Below are 17,379 nucleotides of genomic sequence, written 5' to 3'. Positions count from 1 at the left end.
CGATTCGAATGACTATGACACAGCATGCCAAAAGTTGGACCCTGAAACCAGGCGCGATGACCCTGGCCGACCTGCGCGCCGTCTGGGCCGCGCCGGCAAAATTGACCCTCGCTGCCGAGGCCTATCCCGTCATCGAGGCGTCGGCCGCCGCCGTGCAAGCCATCGTCGCCAAGGGCGACGCGGCGTACGGCATCAACACGGGCTTCGGCCTGCTCGCCAAGACGCGCATCCCCGATGAAAAGCTGGAGCAGTTGCAGCGCAACCTGATCCTGTCGCATTCCGTCGGCACGGGGGAACTGCTGTCGGACGCCGTCGTGCGCCTGATCATGCTGATGAAGATCGGCAGCCTGGCGCGCGGCTTTTCCGGCGTGCGCCCGCTGATCGTCGATACCCTGATCGCCCTGTACAACGCGGGCATCATGCCGGCCATTCCCGCCAAGGGGTCCGTCGGCGCCTCGGGCGACCTGGCGCCGCTGTCGCACATGACCCTGGCCATGCTGGGCGTGGGCGACGTGCGCGTCAACGGCGAATTGATGGCGGCCCCCGAGGCGCTGGCGCAGGCGGGCATCGCGCCCGTGGTGCTGGCGGCGAAAGAGGGCCTGGCGCTGATCAACGGCACGCAAGTGTCGAACGCGCTGGCGCTGCATGGCCTGTTCATGGCCGAGCGCCTGCTGGAAGCGGCCATGGTCACGGGCGCGCTGTCGCTCGACGCGGCCAAGGGCAGCGATTCGCCGTTCGACGCGCGCGTGCACGCCGTGCGCGGACAGCCGGGCCAGATCCTGGCCGCGCAGATGTACCGCCAGTTGGTGGCGCACAGCGCGATTCGCGCTTCGCACCTGGAAGGTGACGAGCGCGTGCAGGATCCGTACAGCCTGCGCTGCCAGCCGCAAGTCATGGGCGCCTGCCTCGATTTGATCGGCAACGTCGGCCGCACCCTGTTGATCGAAGCCAATGCCGTCACGGACAACCCGCTGATCTTCCAGGATGGCCCCAACGGGCAGGCGGAAATCGTCTCGGGCGGCAATTTCCATGCGGAGCCGGTGGCCTTTGCGGCCGACACCTTGGCGCTGGCGATTTCCGAAATCGGCGCGCTGGCCGAGCGCCGCATCGCGCTGCTGATCGACGCCACCTTGTCCGGCCTGCCGCCTTTCCTCGTGCGCGACCCGGGTGTCAATTCCGGCTTCATGATCGCCCACGTGACGGCTGCCGCGTTGGCGTCGGAAAACAAGTCGCTCGCGCATCCGGCCAGCGTCGACAGCCTGCCGACGTCCGCCAACCAGGAAGACCACGTGAGCATGGCCACGTTCGCCGGGCGCCGCCTGGACGACATGGCGCACAACACGGCCGTCATCGTCGGCATCGAGCTGCTGGCCGCCGCGCAGGGCATCGATTTCCACCGTCCGCTGAAAACCTCGCCGCACCTGGAACATGTGCATCACCAGTTGCGCCAGAAAGTGCCGTTCTTCGACGCCGACCGCTTCTTCGCGCCCGACATCGAAGCGGCCAAGCAGATGGTTCTGCAGGGTGAGTTGAGCAGCACGTGCAAGAATTTGTTCGCCCCGCTGTACGCTTGAGCTGGAGCAAGGAGACAAGCATGGATTTCCGCTTTAATGAAGGCAGCATCCCGCTGCTCGTGTCGATGCCCCACGTGGGCACCGACATACCGGACGATATCGCCGCGCGCATGACGCCGCAGGCCCTGGTCAAGGCCGACACGGATTGGCATCTGCGCGAGCTGTATGGCTTTTTGCAGGAGATGGATGCGTCCGTGCTGTCGGCGCGTTGGTCGCGCTACACCATCGACTTGAACCGCCCGCAGGAAGACACGAATCTGTATCCGGGGCAGGATACGACGGGCTTGCTGCCCAACGATACTTTTCATCGCGAGCCGCTGTACCTGGCCGGTCGCGAACCGGATGCGCAGGACGTGCGGCAGCGGCTGCAGAGTTACTGGGCGCCGTATCATGCGCAGCTGCGCGCGGAACTGGACCGGCTGCTGCGCGTGCATGGCGCCGTGGTGCTGTGGGATGCTCATTCGATCGCCTCGCGCGTGCCGCGCTTCTTTGACGGCAAGCTGCCCGACCTGAACTTCGGCACGGCCGATGGCGCCAGCTGCGATGCGGGCCTGACGTCCGCCGTGGTCGATATCGCGCGCGCGCAGGATGCATTTACCGTGGCCTTGAATGCCCGCTTCAAGGGCGGCCATATCACGCGCCGCTACGGCCAGCCGGAAGGTCGCGTGCATGCGATCCAGCTGGAGATGTGCCAGTGCCTGTACATGGATGAAGCGGCGCCGTTTGGCTACCGGCCCGACCTGGCGGCGCAAGTGCAGCCGCTGCTGCGCCAGATGATGGAAGCGGCCGTGGCATGGGTGGCGCGTTGAGTGCGTCCCTGTTTGCGCGCCATGCGCTGCTGCCGCAAGGCTGGCGCCGCGACGTGCTGCTGGAATGGGACAAGAATGGGGATTTGACGGCGGTGGCGGAAAACGCCGCGCCGCCTGCCGGCGCCGAAGTGGCCGAATATGTCTTGCCCGGCATGGTCAACCTGCATTCGCACGCGTTTCAGCGGGCGCTGGGCGGCATGACGGAGATTGCGGGTGACGGACCGGACAGCTTCTGGACCTGGCGCGACCTGATGTACCGCTTCGCGCGCCACATCACGCCGGAACAGATGGAAAGCATCGCCGCGCAGCTGTTTGCGGAATGCCTGCGCCATGGCTACACGGCCGTGTGCGAATTTCACTACCTGCAGCGCGATGCGGCCGGCGCGCTGTATGCGCGTCCCGCGGAAACGGCGGAACGGGTGCTGGCGGCGGCGCGCCTCAGCGGCATCGGCCTGACCATGCTGCCCGTGCTGTACAGCCATGCGGGTTTTGGCGAGCAGGCGTTGAAAGCGGAGCAGGCGCGCTTTCGCACCGATGCGCAAGATGTGCTGCGCATCGTCGAGGCGCTGGCGCCGCAGCGCGGCGGGCAGGTGGAGGTGGGCTTTGCGCCCCATTCGCTGCGCGCGGCCGGCGTAGCGCAGATCAAACAGGTGGCGCAGGCACTGCCCGCGGGCCGTCCCATCCACATCCACATCGCCGAACAGCAGGGCGAGGTGCACCAGTGCCTGGACTACAGCGGCCGGCGCCCGGTGCAGTATTTGTACGAGCAGGTCGACGTCGATGCGCGCTGGTGCCTCGTGCATGCCACGCATGTGCAGCCCGATGAAGTGGCGCTGATGGCCGCCAGCGGCGCCGTGGCGGGCCTGTGCCCGACGACGGAAGCGAACCTGGGCGACGGCCTGTTCCCGCTGGCCGAATTCATCGCTGCCGGCGGGCGCTTTGGCGTCGGCAGCGACAGCCATGTATCGCAGTCGCCCGTCGAGGAATTGCGCTGGCTCGAGTATGCCCAGCGTCTGCAGCGGCAGCAGCGCAATGTCGCCGCCACGTCGGAGGAGCGCCATGTGGGCGACTACCTGTGGCAGGCGGCCCTGCAGGGCGGCGCGCAGGCGGCCGGGCGCAAGCTCGGCGCGCTGGCGCCCGGCTGCCGCGCCGACTTGCTGGTGCTCGACGAGGCGCATGTGAACCTGTGCGGCGTGGCCATCGACAATGTGCTGGGCAGCGTACTTTTCTGCGGCAACGATAACCTGGTGCGCGACGTGCTGTGCGGCGGCCAATGGCAGGTGCGCGACGGGCGCCACGTGGCGCAGGACGCCATCGCCGCCGCCTACAAGCGCACGCTGGCGCAACTGAGGGCGCTCTGATGGCGACCTTCATCCCGCAGGAATGCCTGCGCGCCGCGCCGTGGAAAAACGGCGGCGGCAGCACGATGGAAATCGCCATTGCTCCGCCCGGCGCCAGCCTGATGGAATTCGACTGGCGTATCAGCCTGGCGACGATCACGGCCAGCGGGCCGTTTTCCAGTTTTCCCGGCATCGACCGCAGCCTGATGCTGGTCGATGGCGACAGCGTGCAGCTGACGCTGGACGGCACGCGCAAGGTGACCTTGAGCGCGGCGCAACCGATGCTGTGGTTTCCCGGCGAAGCGGCCGTGGAGGCGCAAGTCAGGGGAACGACGACGGATTTCAATGTGATGACGCGGCGCGACCGCTGCCGCCACCAGCTGGAAAAAATTACGGCCCCGTGCCGGCTGGTGCGGCGCAGCGCGGCGACCTTGCTGTTTGTCGCCGGCGAAGGCCACGTGCTGGCGCGCGGTGGCGAGCAGCAGTTCGCGCTGGCTCGCCATGACGGGCTGCTGCTGGACGCCGACGATGCGCAGGAATGGCGGCTCGACGCCTTGCAGCGTTCGCCCGTGCTGTGCGTCGACCTGTTTACCTAGGGAGAGAAAGCGATGCAAGACTGGGACCTGGTCATCCACAACGTCCACCTGGCCACCATGGAGCACGGTTATGGCGAGCTGCTGGACGCGGCCATCGCCGTCAAGGATGGCCGCATCGCCTGGTTCGGCCCCGGCGACGAATTGCCGGCCAGCGGCGCGGTGCTGCAGGATGGCCAGGGTTGCTGGCTCACGCCCGGCCTGATCGACTGCCACACGCACATCGTCCACGCGGGCAACCGCAGCGACGAATTCGAGGCGCGCCTGAATGGCGCCAGCTATGAAGACATCAGCCGTGCCGGCGGCGGCATCATGTCTACCGTGCGCGCCACGCGTGCGGCCAGCGACGACGAATTGCTGCGGCAAAGCCTGCCCCGCGTGCTGGCGCTGCTGGCCGAGGGCGTGACGACGCTGGAGATCAAGTCCGGCTACGGCCTCGATGCGGCCAGTGAGGCGAAGATGCTGCGCGTGGCGCGCCGCATCGGGCAAACACTGCCCGTATCCGTGCGCACCACCTTCCTCGGCGCGCACGCGCTGCCGCCCGAGTATGCAGGCCAGGCCGATGCGTATATCGGGCTGCTGTGCGGGCAAATGCTGCCCCAGCTGGCCAGCGACGGCCTGGTGGACGCCGTCGACGCGTTTTGCGAGCGCATCGGCTTTACGCCGGCGCAAACGCAGCGCATGTTTGATGCGGCGCAGGCGCTGGGGCTACCTGTAAAACTCCATGCCGAGCAGCTGTCGGACCTGGGCGGCGCGGCGCTGGTGGCGCGCTATGGCGGCCTGTCGGCCGACCACCTGGAATTCCTGTCGGCAGAGGGCGTCGCCGCCATGGCGCAGCATGGCACGGTGGCCGTGCTGCTGCCGGGCGCGTATTACTTTTTGCGCGAGACGCAGCCGCCGCCAGTGGCGGCCTTGCGCGCGGCCGGCGTGCCGATGGCCGTGTCCACCGATTGCAACCCGGGCACGTCGCCGCTGACGTCCCTGCTGCTGGCGATGAACATGGCCTGCACCCTGTGGCGCTTGACGCCGCAGGAAGCGCTGGCCGGCTGCACGATCCATGCGGCGCGCGCGCTGGGCTTGCAGCAGGAAACGGGCAGCCTGGCGGTGGGCAAGCGCGCCGATTTTGCCCTGTGGCGCATCGCGCGCCCGGCCGACCTGGCGTATGCGCTGGGCCTGAACCCGTGCGCGGGCGTGGTGCATGGCGGTGTCTGGCGCGCGCCGGTGGTAAGCTTGCCGGATTGATCATCCGTCCTGGAGCGCCGCGTGCGTGCTGCTTATTTGCTGTTGTTACTTGTCTTCGCCGCCGCGCCCATATCCTCCCTTGCCATGGACGGCGGCACCCTGAAGGTGGGTTCGAAGCGCTTTACGGAATCGTATATTCTCGGCGAAATCGTCAAACAGAGCGCTGCGCCGCACGTCAGGGCGGAACACCGCCAGGGCCTGGGCAACACGGCCATCGTGCTGGCCGCGCTGCAGGCGGGCAGCATCGACGTGTATGCCGAATACATGGGCACCATCGCCAGCGAAATCCTCAAGCACGACAAGGCCATTGATCTGGCGCAGATGCGGCGCGAGCTGGCCACGCTGGGCCTGGGCGTGGCCGTGCCGCTGGGATTTAACAATACGTATGCGCTGGCCATGCGCGGCGATGAAACGGGCATCGCCAGCCTGGCGCAGCTGGCACAGCATCCCGCCCTGAAATTCGGTCTGTCGCATGAATTCATCGGCCGGGTCGATGGCTGGCCGGGCCTGGCCGCGCGCTATGGTTTGCCGCAGCGCCCGCGCGGGCTCGATCACGGCATCGCCTACGAGGCGCTGGCGCAGCGCCAGGTGGATGTGATCGACATTTATTCGACGGACGCGAAGATCCGCCAGTACGGCTTGCGCGTGCTGGCCGACACGCAGCAGTATTTTCCCCGCTACGATGCCATGCTCCTGTACCGGCTCGACGTGCCGCGGCGTTTTCCCGCTGCCTGGCTCGCGCTGCAAGGCTTGCAGGGGCGCATCAGCGAGAGTGACATGATCGCCATGAATGCGGCCGTGGAAATCGATGGCAAGACTTTTTCCGGCGTGGCGCACCAGTGGCTGGCCTCCGGCACGTCGGCGAAAAAACCGGCCGCCGCGCGCAGCAAGCTGCTCGATAAACTCATCGGCGACGATCTGTGGACCCTGACGCGCCAGCACCTGACCCTGGTGCTGCTGTCGGTGGCGCTGGCGTGCCTGATCGGCATTCCGCTGGGCGTGCTGGCGGCGTTGTCGGCGCCGCTGCGGCAAACGGTGCTGGCCTTCGTCGGCGTGCTGCAGACGGTGCCGTCGCTGGCCTTGCTGGCGATATTGATCCCGCTGCTGGGCATGATCGGCACCGTGCCGGCGCTGGTGGCGCTATTCGTGTACGCCTTGCTGCCCATCGTGCGCAACACGTGCACGGGCATCTTGCAGGTGCCGCAAGGCTTGCGCATGGCGGCGCTGGCGCTGGGCTTGAGCAAGCGCGACCGCTTGCTGCACGTGGACTTGCCGCTGGCCTTGCCGGTGATGCTGGCGGGCATCAAAACGGCGGCCGTGATGAGCGTGGGCACGGCCACCATCGCCGCTTTCATCGGCGCGGGCGGTTATGGCGAACGCATCACCATCGGCCTGGCGCTGAATGACAACGACATGCTGCTGGCCGGCGCGATCCCCGCAGCCGTGCTGGCCCTGCTGACGCAAGGCTTGTTCGAGCTGGTGGAGCGCTGGGCCGTTGCCGGCCGGCAGCACTGACGGCATCACGGTTACAGCGAGTGCAGTTTGGAGCGCACCGAGACGACGGCCTGGTGCAGGATGCGTTCAGCCTGGAAGTCGTTCTCGCGCTGTTCGGCGATGGCTTGCAAGTCGCGCGTGTAGCGCTCCAGGCGGGAGCGCAGGTAGGCGCGGTAGATTTTCATGACGAGCGGTTTGGCAGAGACATTCATGATGTGGCTCCCAGGTGCGTAACGATGCGTTCATTTTGTGTGAGCGGAATGCCGCCACTTTGCGCCATATCAAATGCCATGACCCCGTCAAATTGGCGCGTTTGAGATTGCGCAATGCCCCCCAGACCGAAGATGCCACACTGAATCTTCCCTGCTCGCCCGGTCATCATCAGGCGCCGCGGGCTCTGATTCCCTCAAGCATACTCAAGGAGCGTCGCATGGTCATTTTTGCCGTGGTTGCTGGCTGCATCGCCTGTTTCACAGTGTACCAAATCTATAAGAATGCGCAGGGTGGCAGTGGGCTTACACAACAACATATCGGTTTGCACGGCACATTGATTGAACCACGGAAATAATCAGTGTCATCCGAGCGACACTCGGTGACACTTGGTTAGCGGATTTAAGTCAAATGTAAGGCCCGGTAAGCAAATGTAAAGGTCTGCGCGGTGGCAAGCGGCAGCGTTTATATTGATAACCGTTGATTGCATTCTCCCCCTCCCACTTGACAATGGGTTCACCCCGCGGTGCCGCTAGCCCGCGGGGATTTTTTTTGGAACTTGCATTTGCAGTTCCCGCGATGCAGTGCCAATCACAGTGGTTGCGGCGTACCGGCCGACAATTGCGTCAAGGCATCGCCAGCGACCCGGCAGATGCGCCAGTCCGGCATCACGTCCGCGCCCATGCCCTTGTAGAAATTGATCGCGTTTTCATTCCAGTCCAGCACCGACCATTCGAAGCGGCCGCAATCGCGTGCGACGGCCAGTTGCGCCAGCGCCACGAGCATCTGCTTGCCATAACCCTTGCCGCGCACCGATTGCTTCACATACAGGTCTTCCAGATACAAGCCCTTGCGGCACAGGAAGGTGGAAAAATTATGGAAGAACAGGGCGAACGTCACCACCTCGCCATCTTCCTCGCCCACCAGCGCTTCGCACGCGGGATGGGCGCCGAACAGGCTGTCGTGCAGCATGGATTCCCTGGCGATCATCATGTGTTCGAGTTTTTCAAACACGGCCAGTTCATGGATCATGCCAAAGATGGAGGCCACGTCGGATGCGGTCGCGGGACGGATGGCGAGGGAGGAAGAGGTGCTCATGTTGCCTTTGTGGATGGAGTGGTGGAAAGGGAAGCGATGCTGCTCGTCTTGCGCGCGCCCGACGTCAGGGCCCAGGCCACGCTGGACAGGCACAGCACCATGCCCACCCATTCGATGGCGGCGGGCCGGTAGTGTTCGAACTGCACCGACAACAGCACGGAAATGACGGGGGTGACGACGCCGATATACACGGTCTTTTGCGTGCCGATGCGGGCGATTAACGTGAAATACGCGCTGAAGGCGATCACCGAGCCGAAGATGGCCAGGTACACCAATCCCATCCAGTAACTGGGGCGCGTGGGCAATTGCCAGGACTGGCCCGTGGCGATGGCCCAGGCGGCTACCATCAAGGTGCCCCACAGCATGGTCCAGGCCATGGTCAGCATCACGTTGCCGGAATGCTCGCGCACTTTCATGACGAGGGCATTGCCCGCCGTGCTGGACACGGTGGCCACCAGGGCCAGCATGAAGCCGAGCAGGAAATGACCATTGCCGCCGCCCAGGATATCTTGCAGTGCCGCACCGATGGACTGGTAAAACAGCAGCACGATGCCGCAGATGGCAACGAAGGCCGCGCAGCAGGTGCTCCAGGTGATGGGCGTGCCGAAGGCGATGCGGTTGAGCAATGGCGTCCAGAACACCATCAGCGCAAACAGCACGCTGACGAGGGCGGAGACGAGGTACTGTTCGGAACTATACGTGCACACATAGCTGAGGGCAAACGAGGCCAGGCCCTGCAGCAGCATCCATTTCTGCGCGCGCCAGGGCAGGCGCAAGCGGTCGCCGCGCAAGGCGCACCAGGCAAACAGGGTGGCGGACGCGAGGCCGAAGCGGTAGACCACGGAAACGGCGGGGGCGACATCGCCCAGCTGCAAGGTGATGGCCCAGAAGGTGGAGCCCCAGATCAGGCAGGCAATGATGAACAGGAGAGGAGAGGACATCGCGCAAGTATACGGGCATCGCGCGGGGATGGCGAGTATTGGCCGGGCTTGCTCAAAGAGTGGTCAGGAGACAACGAGGCATTGAGCCAGCGCAGTGCTTCTGGAAAATGTTGAATTTATGAAAATATTTACTTTATTATCAAGTAAACATTTTCTGAATTGCATCTTTGAAGGGGACCGCCATGCCAGCCTCACTGCAGATCAAAGTATGGAGCGTGCTTGTGTATGTCGTGGTGGCAACCTTGGTTGCCATCTGGCTGCATGAGGGCATGTCACCCTCGGCCTTGCTGATGGCAGCCGGCGCATTCGGCTAAAGCGCATGCGCCGGCAAGCAGAGATCAGTGGGTGACGCGGGTCTTGCGGCCATCGGACAGCAGGCGCACGCGTTCGCCCGGACGGAACAGTTCGTCCGCGTCTTGCACGATGGCGCGCATGTCGCCATTGTCCAGGCGTACGGTGATTTCCAGGCCGGGTTTGTTGGACGCGTTCGCTTCGATGCTTTTGCCCGCCATGCCGCCGGCGACGGCGCCCAGGATGCTGGCAGCGATGGCGCCCTTGCCGCCACCGACTGTCGAACCGGCCACGCCGCCCAGCGCCGCGCCAGCCAGCACGCCCGTGCCCGTTTCACCCTTGTCGATGGTGACCTGGCGCACGGATTCAACCGTGCCCATGCGAACCGATTGTTCATTCTGCGCCTGGCGCGCGTTGTACACATTCGCCGAGTTCGGTTGTACGGCGCAGCCGGCCAGGGTGGCGAGCAATGCCACTGCAATAATTGGTGCTTTCATGTGGGACTCCCTTGGACAAAAGTTAGTTGCCGATTACATTGACCGACAGATGATGACTTATCATAAGGACACTTGCCTCATATAACTAGTTGCGAATAGTAAAAATCTGTTACGGCCCCGCGTGACCGCGTGACCGCTTGCTGCTCAATACGCCAACCGCAGGCGCCGGTATAAAAATCCCAGCACGAACAGCGGTCCCACCAGCAAGAAGCGCAAGTCGTCCAGGAACGACGGTTTCTTGCCTTCGATCTGGTGGCCGATGAACTGGCCTATCCAGGCCAGCACGAACAGCGCCAGCGACACGGGCAGGATGGTCAGCGCCGGCATGAGCAGCAGCAGGCCCAGCATGGCGGCCAGCATGGCCAGCATGCCCACCGCAAACGGACGTGACAGCTTGTAGTAATAGTATAAAGCGAGAATACTGCCGAGCAGCGCCACGCTGGGATGCACGCTCCAAAGCAGCCCCAGCAGGCTGAAAACGATCAGCGGCACGCACACGATGTGCACCCATTCATTGACGTGGTTGCGGTGGCTTTCGCCATACTGGGCCAGCAGGGTGTCGATGGTGCGCATGGGCGGTCTCTTGTGTAGGGATGGTTGTCCGGGAATTCTACACCGTCGCGTGGCCGGGTAAAATGGCCCTTCATTTCCCCCTCCGGACCGCTCATTTGAATAGCCCAGCCTACTTGCCAGACACTGCCGCCGACCCGCGCAAGCGCTGTTTCGATCCCGTCGTCGACGCCGATACGCGCTTGCTGATACTGGGCAGCTTGCCCGGCGAAAAATCGCTGGCGCACAGCCAATATTATGCGCATCCGCAAAACAAGTTCTGGCGGTTGCTGGGAGAGGTGCTGGGCGTGGACTTGACAAGCCAGCCCTATGAAGCGCGCTTGAGCACCTTGCTGGCGCACGGCGTGGGCCTGTGGGATGTGGTGGCGCAGGCGCAGCGTACGGGCAGCCTGGACAGCAATATCCGCGCCCGCGACGACAACGATTTACTCGCATTAATTTCCAATTTACCTGAGTTGACGACCATTGCTTTTAACGGCGGGACGGCGTCCAAGTTGGGTCTGAAGGTTCTGGGTCAGCATGCGACGCGCTATCGCATCGTCCAACTTCCATCGAGTAGCCCCGCCTATACTTTGTCCTACGTCGAAAAATTGCGATTATGGCAGGTTCTATGCGGTGCTATCTCGGTCACCAACTGACATCGAGCAGCCTGCCTGAAAATCAACGCCGAATCCGGTGGAGTGAGCGTATCATTTCGGTCAGAAAGAACGGGATCAGTATCGACCGAGGACGTATTGCGGCAATTTCTGCCGAAGAGAACGGAACGTGATTTTGGTGTCATCCGAAGGAGCACTGGCACTTCCAGTCAAGTGAATGTTTTCTCCTGCGGCAGGATGCCAATAAAATCGGCCTCATCACTTCCTACCTCCTGCAGTATGCAGCCCATGTCCGCAAAGAAATCGTTGATGAGTTGCTGTGCATCTTTGAACTCATACGGCACTCTTTGATCTGATGGATGCCGGTATTTGTGGTCGAAAGCCAAGATGCGTCCCACATATTTGGGGCGGCTTTACCAAGTAGGCGTTTAAGCTTCGGTCGTGTTTTATGTAACCTTGCCTGAGACTTGTGCCAATGTCCATTTTTCTTCGGCAGTCTCAACAAGCTGCCGAATTGCCTTGAGGTCGGCTACTGCAAATCCATATGTGAAACTCGGTTCAACTTGATTTTTCTTGGACTTGCTCAAGTTGCGATGAACATGGTCCGGGCCATATTCGACTTTGTGATGATCAGCCGAATCTATCCGCGCAATCGGCTTCCCTGTAGGATCTTGAATATTGTATGCGTAATCATTTAACGCATCTTGACGAATGATCAGGCGAAACCCTGACTTGCGCATAGCAGTTATGGTCTGACCATCAATTTTTTCAATCACGCATTTTAGTTCGTCGCGCACCGCATCACAGGTCATGTCGATGGTTTGCTGCCCGTGCCGCACGACCTTTGCACCTACGAGGAAAGGGGCAGGCACGCCCATCTTTTCTGAAATGTAGTTGAGCAGTGTTGAGTGATCCATGGCTTCCGCTTCATGCTGACCGCAAAGCTGCAAACCAATCATTATGCCCTTCGCACCGATAACTGTAGTCGTAGACATCAGATCAGTCTTGTCTCCACACATCATGCAACTGCCATCGGAAGACAACCAAATACCTTGTTCGACCGCTGTGTTCCTGACCCTCCCGTCCAGCAAGCCCTTGAATGCCTTGCTGTTCGCCTCCCACCGCGTATGCCATTGTTCGTAACGTTTGGCATAGCGCTTGTCCTCAATCAGTGGTGAGAACCGTTCGTCGTTCATAGGCGGAAGCGTTACACCATGCTGCTGCATATATGCGCCAATCGTACCGACAGCCATCAGGTCAGCCGTCTTCATGTAGTAAATTCGTGGCGCAGGGAAGTTATCGGTTGCTGCATAGAAAGCATTGAAATGGAAGACACCGGCACCGATGTAGATGTGGGTATTGTCGGCTGTCTTCATCATTTGCAGAAGATCACTTCGGCTCTTCATTTCAATCGCGACCACGGGCATGTTCGGCTTCAGCACGTTTACCGCCATGCTCTTTACACACGTGTCCGTATTGCGTCCGTCAAGGCCATGACTGAAACAAATCTGGATCATTTGGTGGATGCTCAAGTTATTCCTTCACTTTCAACTGGTGAGTATCGAACCGATATGCGTCTGCATTATGCAAAATCAAGCAGATATCCAAAGCTTCCGCATACTTCGAGATTCAATCGGTGAAGACTTCCCGGGACTTTCATGAACGCTCCAGTTGCATTCACGGTAGCGCCTGAAAGCTACGCTATTCGTCGCACAACTATATCCAGAAAACCTGAGGGACTTGTAGAATGAAAGCGAGAACCTTGCGCAAGTCGCAGAGAATCGCATGGATGCGCGCTTTCAGGTGCCAAAGGGCAGCAGAAAAACCGAAGTGCTGGGCGTGGAATTGACTAGCTTGCTTTATGAAGAGCGTCTGGCAACCTTGCTGGCGCACGGCGTGGGCCTGTGGGACGTGGTGGCGCAGGCGCAGCGCACGGGCAGCCTGGACAGCAATATCCGCGCCCGCGACCACAACGACCTGGTGGCCCTGGCCGCCAGCCTGCCGCAATTGCAGACGATCGCCTTCAACGGCGGCACGGCCGCCAAGCTGGGCATCAAGGTGCTGGGCGAGCACGCGCAGCGCTACCGCATCGTCAGCTTGCCGTCGAGTAGCCCCGCCTACACCTTGGCGTATGCGCACAAATTGCAGGCGTGGCTGGCTTTGCGCCGGTGAGATGGCATGTCAGGCGGCAAGCCTGTGCATGAGGCGCTGCGCCTGTTCCTGCCGGTACTGGCGCCGCCAGAACCAGGCGATGCAGATCAAACCCAGCAGGGATGGCGCCAGCTGCGTCCAGGGCTGGCCCATGCGCAGCAGGTTGCCCGCGGCGGCCGAAAGCATGGCGAACAGCGAGGCGAGCAGCTTGTAGATATGTTCATAGCGCCACAACATGCCATGCCAGCGGCGGGGAAAGAGCCAGCGCGCGCTGTCGTAGACGAGGATGGTGGCCAGGCCGCCCAGCGAGGACAGCACGACGATGGTTTGCTGTCCGGAAGCATCGTGCTGCAGGCGCAACAGGATCATCCCGCCCGCCGCCAGCGCGGCTGCCGTCATCGCGCCATCGACGGCTTGCGGACCGGCATCGCGCGTGTACACGGCGCGCCAGCCGCTCAGCAGCTGGTACAGCACCAGCACCGTCAGCACGGCAAAGACGGGGCGATAGTCAAACAGCAGATTGCCGATGGCGGCCGTGGCGCAGACCAGCAAGGTCAGCCACGCGAACAGCCTGCCGCGGCGACGGTGCTGCGGCGTGCCCTTGGCCGTGGTCAGCAGGAGCAGGCCCAGGCCGATGGCGGCGCTGCCGGCCAGCACATGGGTGACAATATTGATCAGTTGCGGCTGGGGCATGCGCATCTCCGGAAGGTGCGCCAGGCTGGCGCACGCTCGCGGAGATAGTATCTTGATAATTGCCGCCTGCCAAGATGGCAGGCGACGGAGGAGGCGACGGGACTTACGCCGGCGCGTACGGCTGCGCTTCCAGCGGCTGTCCCTTGGCGTCGAATTTCAGCGCCACTGACAAGCGGGTGACGCCGATGGTGGCCAGCGCGTCGCAGATGTCGTCGACTTCGTCCTGCAAGTCGGCGGCCAGGTCCAGCGGCTTGTCGGCGCTGTGCAGCAACTGGCCGTCTGCCGTGCTGACGTTGACGCGCAGCAGCATTTCGCCGTGCTCATCGGCCGGGCCGACGACCACCGAGACGTCGCCCGCGTCCACGTTGTTTTCCGCCAACGCATGGTTGATGCCGGACATCATCTGCAGCATCGCATACTCGCTCATGCCTTGTTCCTTGCCACCGTGGAACAGATCCTGGTAGAGGAAGCTTACTTCCAGGGTGTTGCCGGCCGGCGCCAGGCAGCGTTTCACCAGATCACCCACTTCCGTCGTCCATTGCTGGTAGCGGGCCATGCGCGCGTCGAACCAGGCGTCGAGCGCCGCTTCATCCTTCGGTTCCGCGTAGAACGGGTCGTCCACGCGCTTGAGGGCAAAGCCCAGCAGGAAGCGCAGTTCGACGGCCGTGTCCTGTGGGCCGAAGGCCGTCTCGCTCCAGCCGACGATGCTGCTTTCCAGGCCCGGCGTGGCGACGATCTTCTTGTCCGTCATCGATGCGTACGCATCGCGCACCATTTCGTGCAGGTGGCTATAGGTGATGCGGTCGATTTCATCGAGGTCGTAGGCGTGGCTCATCAGGACCACCTTGGCCTTGGCGCTTTCCAGCTCTGCCTGCTGGAAACTTTTCACCAGCGCTTCGAACGCGTCCTGGTCCTGGAAGCTGTCCGCTTCCTTCAGGCCGCCCGTGCTTTGCACCAGCAGGGGCACGACGAAGGCGTTGATTTCCATGGCAGGGGCATTTTCGCGGCGGATCACGGAAATGGACGCCGCTTCCTCGATATGGCTGCGCAGGTACTGGTAGGCGCCCACGTCCTCGTATTTCGCCCGCTCGATGGCGTCGTACAGGATTTCATCCTTCTTTTGATTCAAGGCCTTGCGGATCAGGCGGCCGAACTCGACGGCTTGCTCGGCCAGCACCGTGCCCTGCGATTCGCTGTCTTCCTGCTCCGCCAGGTTCAGGGCCATCGTGCACAGCATGCGCGTGACGGATTCATCCTTGTCTTCAGGCGTGTTGGCGGATTTACGGGGGACAGGGCGCTTATTTTTGGGCATGGCGATCAACAGGTTAAGAAAGAAGGGTCAGGCAAATGGAAACAGGCGCCAGGGCTTGTGCCAGGCGCCGGGACGGATCATACAGGCGGACGCGGCCGCCTGATACCTCAATGGTCGGTATCGAACATCTCGTGCAATTCGTCGAGCAGGTCGGCGGCTTCTTCCTGCGACAGGCCGAGATGCTGGCAAGCAAGTTCGCCGCCCTTGTCCCACTCCAGCGAGGTACTGTTGCCATGGTAGCGCTGAATGCCCTTTTCGGCCAGCAGCGACAGGGCGACGAGCGAGCGGATGGCGTCGTCCGTGGACGGGTCGGCCAGCACCGTGTAGTCGTGGTGGTGCAAAATCGCCCACGAGACGTCGGACGACAAGCCCCAGTTGCGCGCCAGCAAGCAGCCGATGGCCGCGTGGTTGGTCTGGTGGCGCGCGTCTTCCAGTGCTGTAAAACAATTGTGCGCATCGTTGGCGGCCGCCGCGTACGTGTTGACGTAGTCGGGAAAGCGGTTCATCAGCAGGGGCACGCCGATGTCGCAGAACAGGCCGAAGGTGTGGGCGATGTCGGGCGGGGCGATGCGCAACTTGCGTGAGGTAAATACCAGGGCGCGCGCGCGCTTGGCCGACACATCCCAGAAATTGGTCAGTTCCACGCCTTCCGCTTCCAGCGCCTGGCGCGCCAGCAAGCCCGTCATCATGGCGCTGCACTGGTTGATGCCGAGGAAATTGATGCCTTGCTCGACGGACTTGGCCTTGCGCGCGGCGCCATAGAACGGCGAATTGGCCAATTTCAGCAGGGCGCCCGACATGCCGACGTCGTCGGCGATGATGCGCGCGATGCGGCGCGGCGACGGGTCCTGTTCCGCCAGTTCGCGCTGCAAGTCGACCAGCAGGCTGGGACGCGGCGGGATACGGATGGAACGCATCAAGGCGTCAACCGGATCTTCCTGCTCTATCTGCTTTTGCGCTGCCGCTCTCATCATCACGCTTTCATCATCATTTTTGTGCCCGGTGCTTATTCTGTCGCGCGCTGCCGCTGCCCGCCTCAGGGGCGTCTGGCGCAGTGCCCGACGATTATCGCTGTTTATGCATAGCAATAGTTCATATCTGCAATATATTCTGGAAAAAATCCCCGTTTTGGCCTGGTCCGGCCGTGATTTTCGTCATTTCACGACCTTGCCCATCCCGGTATCCATGATGAAAAAACCAAGTTTTATTTGTTTTCAAGGCGGGGCCAGGCGTGCGGCGGGATGCGCGACGGTACAATTGCCGGATGAAAAAAATCCTTGCGGGTATCGATTTCGCGGACGATTCCAGCAGCGTGGCGCGCCAGCTGATCGGCGTGACCGTGCTGGTCGACGGCGTGGGCGGGCGCATCGTGGAAACGGAAGCGTATGACCGGCTGGACCCTGCCTCGCACACGTATGGGGGCATGACGCCGCGCAATGCGTCCATGTTCGGCCCGCCCGGACATGCCTATGTCTACCGCTCGTACGGCATCCATTGGTGCCTGAACTTTGTGTGCCGCGAAGCGGGGCATGGCGCGGGCGTGCTGATCCGCGCGATCGAACCCGTGGAGGGACTCGATGCGATGCGCGAACGGCGCGGCGTCGAGGGGGAGCGGCTGCTGTGCTCGGGACCGGGCAAGGTGTGCCAGGCGCTGGGCGTGAGCCACCTGCACAACCGGCTGGCACTGGACGCGCCGCCGTTCCTGTTGCTGGCCCGCGAGAGTGATGTCACGGTGCAAACGGGGCCGCGCATCGGCATTTCCAGGGCGATGGACACGCCGTGGCGCTTCGTGCTGGCCGGCTCGCCCTATCTGAGTAAACCGATCTAGAAACACCTAACCAAACCTACTGCGCGTTGCGCTTTGCGGCCTGTGATGCTCGCTGCCTCGGCGGCCCCGTGCTTCAGCACAGCTGCGCTTCTCAGCCACAAATCACTGCCGCTCGCTACGGTTTTGTTAGGCGTTCTTGA

General features: G+C 62.6%; 19 protein-coding genes and 1 pseudogene. 10 read left to right on the top strand and 10 right to left on the bottom strand.

The genetic code is table 11. The features are described 5' to 3' along the window. The first annotated feature begins 14 nt into the window (after positions 1-14). From hutH to O3299_RS17690, 6 genes are all read left to right on the top strand, one after another. The gene (gene hutH, locus O3299_RS17715) at positions 15-1,574 is read left to right on the top strand and encodes a histidine ammonia-lyase (protein ID WP_289900202.1); all 1,560 of its coding nucleotides are present in this window, start codon (positions 15-17) and stop codon (positions 1,572-1,574) included. A 20-nt stretch (positions 1,575-1,594) separates the two neighbouring features. Then, a complete protein-coding gene (gene hutG, locus O3299_RS17710) occupies positions 1,595-2,383 on the top strand; it encodes an N-formylglutamate deformylase (protein WP_305057355.1) in 789 nt (262 codons plus the stop codon). Beyond that, entirely contained in the window at positions 2,368-3,744 is a 1,377-nt protein-coding gene (locus O3299_RS17705; RefSeq protein ID WP_305062820.1) for a formimidoylglutamate deiminase, read from the top strand. Before hutG ends, O3299_RS17705 begins: the two co-directional genes overlap by 16 nt. Beyond that, positions 3,744-4,319 (top strand): HutD family protein, encoded by a 576-nt coding sequence (locus O3299_RS17700; protein WP_305062819.1) that lies wholly within the window; start codon positions 3,744-3,746, stop codon positions 4,317-4,319. Before O3299_RS17705 ends, O3299_RS17700 begins: the two co-directional genes overlap by 1 nt. Before the next feature lie 12 nt (positions 4,320-4,331). Continuing rightward, positions 4,332-5,558, top strand: a complete 1,227-nt coding sequence (hutI, locus tag O3299_RS17695; RefSeq protein WP_305062818.1) for an imidazolonepropionase — start codon at positions 4,332-4,334, stop codon at positions 5,556-5,558. A gap of 84 nt (positions 5,559-5,642) precedes the next feature. After that, complete coding sequence (locus O3299_RS17690) at positions 5,643-7,073, top strand: glycine betaine ABC transporter substrate-binding protein (protein WP_305062983.1); 1,431 nt, start codon at positions 5,643-5,645, stop codon at positions 7,071-7,073. Between the two features lie 11 nt (positions 7,074-7,084). On the opposite strand, the gene O3299_RS17685 is transcribed toward O3299_RS17690, so the two are convergent. From O3299_RS17685 to O3299_RS17675, 3 genes are all read right to left on the bottom strand, one after another. Next, positions 7,085-7,264, bottom strand: a complete 180-nt coding sequence (locus O3299_RS17685; protein ID WP_034746290.1) for a hypothetical protein — start codon at positions 7,262-7,264, stop codon at positions 7,085-7,087. Between the two features lie 589 nt (positions 7,265-7,853). Beyond that, positions 7,854-8,360: a GNAT family N-acetyltransferase gene (locus O3299_RS17680; RefSeq protein ID WP_305062817.1), complete on the bottom strand. Its 507-nt coding sequence runs from the start codon at positions 8,358-8,360 to the stop codon at positions 7,854-7,856. Beyond that, positions 8,357-9,301 carry a DMT family transporter gene (locus O3299_RS17675; protein WP_305062816.1) on the bottom strand — a complete coding sequence of 315 codons (945 nt, stop codon included), beginning with the start codon at positions 9,299-9,301 and terminating at the stop codon, positions 8,357-8,359. The genes O3299_RS17680 and O3299_RS17675 overlap by 4 nt, the downstream gene beginning before the upstream one ends. 182 nt (positions 9,302-9,483) lie before the next feature. Between O3299_RS17675 and O3299_RS17670 the strand changes: the two genes are divergently transcribed. Then, on the top strand, positions 9,484-9,615 hold the full coding sequence (locus tag O3299_RS17670) for a hypothetical protein (protein ID WP_257218848.1): 132 nt from the start codon (positions 9,484-9,486) through the stop codon (positions 9,613-9,615). A 24-nt stretch (positions 9,616-9,639) separates the two neighbouring features. Here O3299_RS17670 and O3299_RS17665 read toward each other — a convergent pair whose 3' ends face one another. Both O3299_RS17665 and O3299_RS17660 read right to left on the bottom strand, forming a co-directional pair. Beyond that, the gene (locus O3299_RS17665; protein ID WP_034780449.1) at positions 9,640-10,089 is read right to left on the bottom strand and encodes a glycine zipper 2TM domain-containing protein; all 450 of its coding nucleotides are present in this window, start codon (positions 10,087-10,089) and stop codon (positions 9,640-9,642) included. A gap of 144 nt (positions 10,090-10,233) precedes the next feature. After that, positions 10,234-10,662: a DUF962 domain-containing protein gene (locus O3299_RS17660; protein WP_305062815.1), complete on the bottom strand. Its 429-nt coding sequence runs from the start codon at positions 10,660-10,662 to the stop codon at positions 10,234-10,236. A gap of 62 nt (positions 10,663-10,724) precedes the next feature. Between O3299_RS17660 and O3299_RS17655 the strand changes: the two genes are divergently transcribed. After that, complete coding sequence (locus O3299_RS17655) at positions 10,725-11,297, top strand: DNA-deoxyinosine glycosylase (protein ID WP_305062814.1); 573 nt, start codon at positions 10,725-10,727, stop codon at positions 11,295-11,297. A 167-nt stretch (positions 11,298-11,464) separates the two neighbouring features. On the opposite strand, the gene O3299_RS17650 is transcribed toward O3299_RS17655, so the two are convergent. Further along, the gene (locus O3299_RS17650) at positions 11,465-11,641 is read right to left on the bottom strand and encodes a hypothetical protein (protein ID WP_305054083.1); all 177 of its coding nucleotides are present in this window, start codon (positions 11,639-11,641) and stop codon (positions 11,465-11,467) included. A gap of 60 nt (positions 11,642-11,701) precedes the next feature. Then, on the bottom strand, positions 11,702-12,787 hold the full coding sequence (locus O3299_RS17645) for a DUF6516 family protein (protein ID WP_305062813.1): 1,086 nt from the start codon (positions 12,785-12,787) through the stop codon (positions 11,702-11,704). A 295-nt stretch (positions 12,788-13,082) separates the two neighbouring features. On the opposite strand from O3299_RS17645, the pseudogene O3299_RS17640 reads away from it, so the two are divergent. Continuing rightward, a pseudogene (locus tag O3299_RS17640) lies at positions 13,083-13,427 on the top strand (DNA-deoxyinosine glycosylase); the annotation flags it as partial. A 9-nt stretch (positions 13,428-13,436) separates the two neighbouring features. Here the strand turns inward: O3299_RS17640 and O3299_RS17635 are convergent. The 3 genes from O3299_RS17635 to O3299_RS17625 form a co-directional block, all read right to left on the bottom strand. Further along, a complete protein-coding gene (locus O3299_RS17635) occupies positions 13,437-14,099 on the bottom strand; it encodes a hypothetical protein (protein WP_305054081.1) in 663 nt (220 codons plus the stop codon). Between the two features lie 103 nt (positions 14,100-14,202). Next, the gene (locus O3299_RS17630; RefSeq protein WP_305054080.1) at positions 14,203-15,411 is read right to left on the bottom strand and encodes a hypothetical protein; all 1,209 of its coding nucleotides are present in this window, start codon (positions 15,409-15,411) and stop codon (positions 14,203-14,205) included. Between the two features lie 107 nt (positions 15,412-15,518). Continuing rightward, entirely contained in the window at positions 15,519-16,385 is an 867-nt protein-coding gene (locus O3299_RS17625; RefSeq protein WP_099666424.1) for an HDOD domain-containing protein, read from the bottom strand. A 290-nt stretch (positions 16,386-16,675) separates the two neighbouring features. Between O3299_RS17625 and O3299_RS17620 the strand changes: the two genes are divergently transcribed. Next, positions 16,676-17,239, top strand: coding sequence for a DNA-3-methyladenine glycosylase (locus tag O3299_RS17620; protein ID WP_305054079.1), 564 nt, complete (start codon positions 16,676-16,678; stop codon positions 17,237-17,239). The last annotated feature ends 140 nt before the right edge of the window (positions 17,240-17,379 follow it).

The organism is Janthinobacterium sp. SUN176, assembly GCF_030587335.1.
Taxonomy (GTDB): Bacteria; Pseudomonadota; Gammaproteobacteria; order Burkholderiales; family Burkholderiaceae_D; genus Janthinobacterium; species Janthinobacterium kumbetense.
This window is presented reverse-complemented; position numbering and strand designations above follow the sequence as displayed.